This window comes from Deltaproteobacteria bacterium (genome assembly GCA_030654105.1).
Taxonomy (GTDB): domain Bacteria; phylum Desulfobacterota; class SM23-61; order SM23-61; family SM23-61; genus JAHJQK01.
Window position 1 is genome coordinate 1 of the sequence record JAURYC010000350.1, and the last position, 7,659, is coordinate 7,659.

Annotated in this window: 9 protein-coding genes and 1 pseudogene; 2 read left to right on the top strand and 8 right to left on the bottom strand. The window is 50.3% G+C overall.

The features are described 5' to 3' along the window. The 4 genes from Q7V48_15435 to Q7V48_15450 all read right to left on the bottom strand — a co-directional run. Window positions 1-131, bottom strand: a 131-nt coding sequence (locus Q7V48_15435) for an ATP-binding cassette domain-containing protein (GenBank protein ID MDO9212116.1), incomplete at its 3' end; no start/stop codon positions are given. Beyond that, window positions 119-1,057, bottom strand: coding sequence for a branched-chain amino acid ABC transporter permease (locus tag Q7V48_15440; GenBank protein ID MDO9212117.1), 939 nt, complete (start codon window positions 1,055-1,057; stop codon window positions 119-121). The genes Q7V48_15435 and Q7V48_15440, both read right to left, overlap by 13 nt. Before the next feature lie 30 nt (window positions 1,058-1,087). Next, window positions 1,088-1,957, bottom strand: a complete 870-nt coding sequence (locus tag Q7V48_15445) for a branched-chain amino acid ABC transporter permease (protein ID MDO9212118.1) — start codon at window positions 1,955-1,957, stop codon at window positions 1,088-1,090. Between the two features lie 24 nt (window positions 1,958-1,981). Then, window positions 1,982-3,232, bottom strand: coding sequence for an amino acid ABC transporter substrate-binding protein (locus tag Q7V48_15450; GenBank protein ID MDO9212119.1), 1,251 nt, complete (start codon window positions 3,230-3,232; stop codon window positions 1,982-1,984). A gap of 178 nt (window positions 3,233-3,410) precedes the next feature. Between Q7V48_15450 and mtnA the strand changes: the two are divergent. Both mtnA and Q7V48_15460 read left to right on the top strand, forming a co-directional pair. Beyond that, a pseudogene (gene mtnA, locus Q7V48_15455) lies at window positions 3,411-4,442 on the top strand (S-methyl-5-thioribose-1-phosphate isomerase). A gap of 178 nt (window positions 4,443-4,620) precedes the next feature. Beyond that, on the top strand, window positions 4,621-5,064 hold the full coding sequence (locus Q7V48_15460) for a hypothetical protein (protein MDO9212120.1): 444 nt from the start codon (window positions 4,621-4,623) through the stop codon (window positions 5,062-5,064). 36 nt (window positions 5,065-5,100) lie between these two features. Here the strand turns inward: Q7V48_15460 and Q7V48_15465 are convergent, their stop codons facing one another. The 4 genes from Q7V48_15465 to pstA form a co-directional block, all read right to left on the bottom strand. Further along, the gene (locus Q7V48_15465) at window positions 5,101-5,421 is read right to left on the bottom strand and encodes a hypothetical protein (GenBank protein ID MDO9212121.1); all 321 of its coding nucleotides are present in this window, start codon (window positions 5,419-5,421) and stop codon (window positions 5,101-5,103) included. A 41-nt stretch (window positions 5,422-5,462) separates the two neighbouring features. Then, window positions 5,463-6,143: a phosphate signaling complex protein PhoU gene (gene phoU / locus Q7V48_15470; protein MDO9212122.1), complete on the bottom strand. Its 681-nt coding sequence runs from the start codon at window positions 6,141-6,143 to the stop codon at window positions 5,463-5,465. Between the two features lie 17 nt (window positions 6,144-6,160). Beyond that, entirely contained in the window at window positions 6,161-6,922 is a 762-nt protein-coding gene (locus Q7V48_15475) for a phosphate ABC transporter ATP-binding protein (protein MDO9212123.1), read from the bottom strand. A 13-nt stretch (window positions 6,923-6,935) separates the two neighbouring features. Further along, the coding region (pstA, locus tag Q7V48_15480; protein MDO9212124.1) for a phosphate ABC transporter permease PstA at window positions 6,936-7,659 on the bottom strand (724 nt) is incomplete at its 5' end.

The window sequence follows — 7,659 nt, forward strand, 5'->3', positions numbered from 1 at the left end:
GTAGTTTTGCCAGAACCGTTGGGGCCAATTAATCCCAGGATTTCCCCGGGCCGGAGAGCAAAAGAAAAATTGCGAACCGCTTCCAGGGCGCCAAAACGCTTGGTCACCCTGCGGCATTCTAAAAAAGCCATGGCGATTTCCCTCTTTTTTTAACAAGGGTCCCAATAATTCCCTGGGGCATCAGAAGGATTACAATCACGATAACCAGCCCTACGAAAATTAAATAATCATAGACAAATTTGGCGCCCAAAAATTCTGATATCAGAGTAAGAAAACTCGCTCCAATGACCGGGCCAAGGATCGTTCCCATCCCTCCCAAGAGGGTCATGATGACCATCTGGATGGTGCGCATCACATTGAAAACATCGTCGGGAATGATATAGGTCAACCAGTAAGCTTCTACCCCTCCGATACATCCGATAAGACTCGAACTCAGGATATAGGCCCGTACCTTAATCTGGAGGGTGGGGACACCCGTCAACTCCGCGGCCTGTTCGGCATCTCGTATGGCTCGGAGGCCATAACCCAATTTACTTTTTTGGATCACGGCGGTCAGGGACGCCACCAACCCCATGAAAAAAAGCATGACATAATAGAAAAAAATTCCCGGGGGGGGAGATGGAAGAGTCAAACCGTGAGCCCCCCCAAAAAAATCTATACCCAGCACTCGATCACTCTCGAGCACAACCTGTTTCAGCGCTTCCGCAGCTGCAAAGGTGGCAATGGCAAAATAGGCTCCCTGAAGCCTCAGGGTTGAAAGACCGATGGCCAGGGATAAAGCCGCGCATACCCATCCGGCTATAAAAACACTGAGCAAAAATGGAAACCCGCCTTTAATCATGAAAAGGGCGGTGCAGTAGGAACCAACGCCGAAATAAGCCACCGGGCCGAAGTCGATGTATCCAGTGGATCCTGACATCAGATTCCAGCAGCCCGCCAGCGCAACCCACATAAATAGGAGACTGAGAAGGCGCAGCCGGTATCCCTCAATTCCCAACAAGGGAAGGAGTAACAGGATAGCCCCTAAAATTAGAAGAGGGAGCAAAATACCGTTCAATCCTGCACGCCTCATAAGCATTACGATCCTTTACTCCACAATTCCTTTTCCGAGGATGCCTTGCGGCCGGGCAATGAGCATAATGAGCAGCAGAAAAAAAGTAATTGCCACCGATATCCCTGCGGTTAGGTAGGTTGTCGCCAGGGATTCCACGAGCCCTAAAATGATCCCTCCCCACAGGGTTCCAGGAACGTAACCCATTCCTCCCAGAACTACGACACAAAACGCCGTGATGGTGAAGGGAAGCCCCATCTGGGGATGAATGACAAAGGTGAAAGAAATCAGAGAACCGGCCAAGCCGGTTATAGCCGCGGCCAACGCAAAGGTGAGGGTGTAAATTTTAAATATTTTTACCCCCATGAGCTGGGCTATTTCCCGATCTTGCGCCGTGGCCCGGATAGCCCGCCCAGTTTCTGTACGATAAAGGAGGAAATAGAGGCCGAGAATAACCACCATGGCCATAATAAAGGTGGCTAAGCGAGAGTAAGGTATAACCAGCCCTGCGAAGTTCATGGTGAGGCCCGAATAAGGAGTTTGCACGGTACGGAAGTCGGCGGTCCAGGCCCTCAAGGCCAGATTAGAAAGCACCAGATGGAGCCCGAAGGTCAGGAGATAGGACATGATCGGAGGTGAACCTACCAGGCGATTGATGGTCAGTCGCTGTAAAAAAAAACCGAGGAAAAAAAGGATCAAAAGGGTAAAGGGAAGCGTGAGAAAGGGGTCCATTCCTGTCAGGATAAAAAGCCAGTAGGTAATAAACGCCCCTAACATTACGAAGTCACCATGACTGAGGTTCACTACGCCCATGACTCCGAAAGCGAGGGAGAAGCCTGCGGAGCAGGCCGCGTAAATTCCTCCTAAAAGAAGCCCATTAACCAGCGATTGCCAAAAAAGAATCATGGAAAAATTACCGGCGGGGTTCCCTTATCTTTTTTTCCATGGCTTCATAGGATAGACGGGCTTTCCTTCAGCCGTATCCGGCGGGAAAACGTTAACGAGTTTTCCCCCTTGAACCTGGACCACCACTGGAGGATGAATTTCATTAGCTCCGTCTGGGCCAAAACGGATTGGACCATAGAAATTGTCAAAACGCTTCGAATAAAAAAACTTCATAATTTTTTCCCGGTCGGCGTCTTGCAGCGGGGGGGTGAATCCGAGTTCCTGCAAGGCCTGTTGCTGCACCAGAGCGCCAGCTACGCTGGCCGCCTCCACGAAATCAGGAGACCGCCCGAACCGTTTTATGTATTTGTGGTAAAAATCCTTTGCTGTGCCGAACACGTTATCCCGGTAAGGGAGATTAGGCGTCCATTCCGAGGCGGCAAAAACATATTCTCCATCCTTGGCCAAAGAATTGAGGAAATCGGGAACCGTGGGGCCATAACTGAAAAAAACCCCTTGGGGCGTAAAATCAACTTCTTTTAACCCTTTCATCACGCGGATGGCGACCAGGGAATGGGAGCCCACTAAAAGCACATCGGGTTTCTTCCCCTTTACTTTATTCAGCAGGGAATTGTAGTCGGTCAAAGCCATGGGGAAGAGCTCAAAATGGATAACTTTAATTCCGAATTTAGGGGCGTAAGCTTTGAAGCCGTCCGCAGCATCGGCGCTGAAAGGAATATTGGCCCCGATGATGGCCGCCGTCGCAGGTCGGGGAGTCAAGGTTGGCAGGATTTCTATGCATCCCCGAACTTCTTCGGGGGCTTTGCCCAAAAGCGAAAAATAATATTGGGACCCTCGATCAAAAAGCTTCAGCGTGCTGGCGGCCCCGCAGGTCATGGGGTAGCGGAATTTTTCCGAGACCGCGCTGGCCGCGATCACCTGGCTGGAACCGAACCCTCCCAGGATGAGATCCACTTTATCTTCCGTAATCAATTTTTCCACCAATTTGGCGCTACTCTGCGGTTCGCTTTTATCGTCGTAATAGATTAGTTCCACAGGATAACGTTTCTTTTTGACAGCTATCCCTCCCTGGGCATTAACCGTTTCTTGCCAAAAAATGTAAGCGTCCTTCACTAAGGAACCATCCTTGCCGAATGCTCCCGTCAAGGGAACGGTAAATCCAATCCGGTAAGGCCGTTCCGCACCGGCTATTTCCCGGGGTGAGACAAGGAATAGGCAGGCTAAAAAAAGCAATCCTGCGGTAATAATTTGCAAATTCTTTTCTTGTTTTCTCATCTTCCGTATTCCTCCTTCAGCTGAAACTATCACATATTAGCAAAAAAAGAAGGAGTTATGCAAAGGCAAAAGAAAACTTGCCCCCTTTCCCTTCTTTTTTTCCTTATTATTTTAGCCAGAGTGGAGGCAGAGACCGATTTCTTCTTGCTGACTTTTTCTTAATATGTTAACTTCTGGCATGGACTTGAGAACTCTGGAATGGAAGAATGATAAACTTTTTCTTTTGGACCAGACTCGGCTTCCCCAGACGGAAGCTTACTATCAATGCGTCAATTACCAGGATGTGGCCAGAGCCATTAAAAAAATGATCATCCGGGGAGCTCCAGCCATTGGTGTAGCTGCCGCTTTCGGGATAGTCCTCGGCGCTCGCCAGATCAAAACCAAAAACCCCTTCGTCTTTAGACGGAAAATCCTCAAGGTGGCTCAAATTCTAATCGCCACTCGCCCTACGGCCGTGAATATTGTATGGGCGGTAGAACGGATGAAGCGGGTTGCTGAAGAAAACCAAAAGCAAGGGGTATTGGCGGTTAAGGAAGGACTCCTGCAAGAAGCCACCCAAATCTTAAGAGAAGACGTCGCAGCCAACCGGGAAATGGGTAGGCAGGGTCAGATTCTCATCCCGGACAGTTGTTCCATTCTTACCCACTGCAACGCCGGAGCACTGGCTACAGCGGGTTATGGCACGGCCTTAGGGGTCATCCGCGCTGCTGTTGAGGCGGGCAAGCGTATTCATGTCTTTGTAGACGAAACGCGCCCGCTCCTGCAGGGTTCCCGCTTAACGACCTGGGAGCTGATGAAAGACCACATTCCCTGCACCTTGATCGCCGACAATATGGCCGGTGCGCTCATGGCCCAGGAGAAAATTCATTTAGCCATTGTGGGAGCGGACCGGATTGCCGCCAATGGCGATGTGGCCAACAAAATCGGAACCTATTCCGTAGCCCGCCTTTGTCACGCCCACCGGATCCCTTTTTATGTAGCAGCCCCCCTTTCTACCGTGGACCTGGCGATCGGCAAGGGAGAAGGGATTCCTATTGAGCAAAGACCGGAAGCGGAAATGACCTATTTTTGTGGCCGACGCATCGCTCCGAAGGGAGCCAAGGTTCTAAACCCGGCTTTCGATGTCACTCCCAGCCGGTACATTCGGGCCATCATTACGGAAAAAGGGATCGTGCAAAAACCCTTTAAATCGGGTTTGAAAAAATTATTGAATTTCGCAAAACGAATGGGACATCATACAAATTACTACCCCCCCTCACCCTTCCCTCTCCCCCCATACGGGGGGAGAGGACAAAAGTGAGGGAGGCCTAAATGGGTTGCGGCTCTACCGTACTGTGGCCGCTGGGGTCAGATTTTGAACCTAGCGATTATCTCTCAAGGAGGAGAAGATGATTTCTCAGTCATTGGTAGAATTGATCGAAAAAAATGCGGATAATTTAGCGATCCAATGGTTGAAGGATGTAAAGAAAAACGTCAACACCCCCTTCTACCATACCTTCGAAGAAGACTTACTTTTCGAAAGGGCACGCAACATGTATAAAAGCCTAAGTCGCTGGCTCAGTATTTCAACTCCCAAAGAAGAAACCGCAAAATTTTACAAGAAATATGGAGAGGAACGTTACCATGAAGGGTTCCCTCTCCCGGAATTGATTTACTCCTTTATCCTCTTTCGCCGCCATCTGTGGCTATTCATCCTGCATTCCGGTTTCTACGATAGCGCCTACGAATTGCTTCGCGCCATGGAGTTGAATAACCGGGTGATCCTCTTTTTCGACCGGGCTTTGTATAACATGGCCCTGGGGTACGAAGAGGCTAAGAAAAAAAAAGAGTAAGCGAGGGGGGACTTGAACCCTCGCCTCTTATTCTGTTCAGTAATCGAAACTGACTATCCCATCGGCCGTGACCACAACAATCGTTTGCTTGGCGTCGCGGATGACGATGGTAAAATCGCCATAGGTTTTCCCGTTGATGACCAGCCCCGTTAATTCATCCCTGTCTGATAAAACCTGACACCCTTTATAGCTTTCAACCACTTTCTTGACCAATGCGAGCCGTTGCCCTTTAACCTTTTCTCCCCGCTCGATCATGATCCGCTTTTGGGCAGGCCCTTGGTCTTGGGCCGGGATTCTATCAACCCCCGCGATCATGACTCCCAGAATGAGCAGAATGGTCACGATTTGTTTTTTCATTCAACCCCCTCCCCTCTTGATCCCTCTACCAATATTCGGATTCATTTCTTGGTCTCTTCTGCCTTGGCGTCCGCGTGGTGTTTGATGACCAGGGCCTTCACCATAAAAATTATCCCTTCGGCGATATTGGTAGTGTGGTCGGCAATCCTTTCCAGACAGCGGCTGACGATGATCAGGTGTACGGCGCGAGTGATGGTCTTGGGATCGGCCATCATGTACGTCAGCAACTCGCGAAACACCTGATCATTTAAGGCATCAACCTGGTCATCCCGCTCGCATACCGCCCGAGCCAGGTTGGTATCGCCGTTGACAAAGGCATCCAGCACGTCTTTGACCATCGCTTGGGTGATCTCGGCCATGCGGGGAATATCAATGTAGGGTTTCAGCTGCGGCTCCTGATTTAGGAAAATCACCCGCTCGGCAATGTTTACGGCCAGATCGCCAATCCGCTCCAGTTCGATGTTAATCCTCATAGCCGAAGTGATGAATCGCAGATCGGCAGCCATTGGCTGGTATAACGCCAGAAGTTTTAAACACCATTCATCGATCAAGATCTCCATTTGATTAATCTTCTCATCTTCCTTGATGGTCTTCTCAGCCAGGGACATATTTCTTTGCACCAACGCCTCCACGGCATTACTAATGGCCTGTTCGGCCAAACCGGCCATCTTGAGAAGATTTTCCTTCAATTTATTTAATTCTTGCTGAAAATGGGTTTCCATGGTATCTCCTTTCCCTGCTACCCGAATTTTCCGCTAATATAATCTTCCGTTTTTTTGTTTTTCGGTCTGGTGAAAAGGTCAAAGGCCGACCCTTCTTCCACCATTTTTCCTTCCAGGAAAAAACCCACTCGATCGGCCACGCGGGAGGCCTGCTGGATATTGTGGGGTACGAGAAGGATCGTGTATTTATCTTTTAGTTTGGTGAGAGACTCCTCAATGCTGGCGGTCGAAATGGGATCCAGTCCGGAACAGGGTTCGTCGAGCATGAGGATCTCCGGTTCCAGGGCTAGCATGCGGGCAATACACAACCTCTGTTGTTGTCCTCCCGATAGCCTCAAGGCCGAGCTCTGCAGCCGGTCTTTAACCTCATCCCAAAGAACCGCAGCTTGCAGCGATTTTTCTACGATCTCTTCTAATCGGCTTTTTTCGCTGAGCCCTTTAAATCGTGGCCCACAGGCTACGTTTTCGAAAATGGAAAGAGGAAGCGCGGTCGGCAGATCGAAAACCATCCCCAGTCGCCGGCGCAATTCCGGCAGGGAAATCTCCGGACCATAGATCTCTTGACTGTCGATGAATATCTGGCCCGTGTGGCTCGTCCCGAAGATCAGATCGGTGAGGCGGTTCATGCTTTTGAGCAGGGTCGTCTTTCCACTCCGGGCCGGACCCAGAATGGCGAAGATCTGGTTGGGCTGGATGGAAAGGTTGAGATCTTTCAAGGCCATGAAAGTCCCGTAATAAAAGTGAAAATTCTGAATGGCAATTTTAGCTTGCTTCTCCATGAACGAAGATTCCTCAAGCCTTATGGGCATAACGGTACATCATCCAGTTGGCCACGGTATTGATAGCCAGGATTAAAAGGATCAGGGCAGCTCCGGTGGCATAAGCCATCTCCATAGAAATCCCTTCCCGGGCCAGGATGTAAAAATGAACCGCCATGGTCCGGATCGGGGAGAATAAAGAGTCGGGAGTTATAAAGGAGGAGCCGGCCGTGAGGATCACCGCAGCCGTCTCTCCCACGCTTCGCCCGACTCCCAGGAGAACTCCAGTCAGAATACCGGGAAAGGCATTGGGCAGAACCATCTTCCTTATGGTCTGCCAGCGGGTCCCTCCCAGAGCAAAACTCACTTCGCGGTAGGTGTAGGGAACGGATTTGATGGCTTCTTCCGCGGTACAGATGATCGTAGGGAGAATCATGGTAGCCAAGGTGAGCCCACCCGAAAGGATAGACCAACCCATTCGTAAAAAGATCACAAAAAAAACGAAGCCAAAAAGGCCGAAAATAATCGATGGGACCCCGGCCAGACAATCTGTGCCGAAGCGGATGACCCGGCTGACCCCGCTCTCCCGGGTGTATTCCTGGAGAAAGATAGCGGTCCCCACTCCCAAGGGAGTGGCGATGACAATGGCTACTACGGTCAGGGCTATGGTTCCGATAATGGTAGAAAAAATACCTCCCGCTCTGCCCATCTGGCGGGGAGCTTGAATGAAAAAGTCGGGATGCAATAAAGGGAGACCT

What these genes read in the sequence shown, in the direction of transcription:
- phoU (MDO9212122.1), bottom strand. Translation starts at nt 6,143, where the DNA reads ATGGAAACCCATTTTCAGCAAGAATTAAATAAATTGAAGGAAAATCTT.
- Q7V48_15450 (MDO9212119.1), bottom strand. Translation starts at nt 3,232, where the DNA reads ATGAGAAAACAAGAAAAGAATTTGCAAATTATTACCGCAGGATTGCTT.
- Q7V48_15475 (MDO9212123.1), bottom strand. Translation starts at nt 6,922, where the DNA reads ATGGAGAAGCAAGCTAAAATTGCCATTCAGAATTTTCACTTTTATTAC.
- Q7V48_15445 (MDO9212118.1), bottom strand. Translation starts at nt 1,957, where the DNA reads ATGATTCTTTTTTGGCAATCGCTGGTTAATGGGCTTCTTTTAGGAGGA.
- Q7V48_15465 (MDO9212121.1), bottom strand. Translation starts at nt 5,421, where the DNA reads ATGAAAAAACAAATCGTGACCATTCTGCTCATTCTGGGAGTCATGATC.
- Q7V48_15460 (MDO9212120.1), top strand. Translation starts at nt 4,621, where the DNA reads ATGATTTCTCAGTCATTGGTAGAATTGATCGAAAAAAATGCGGATAAT.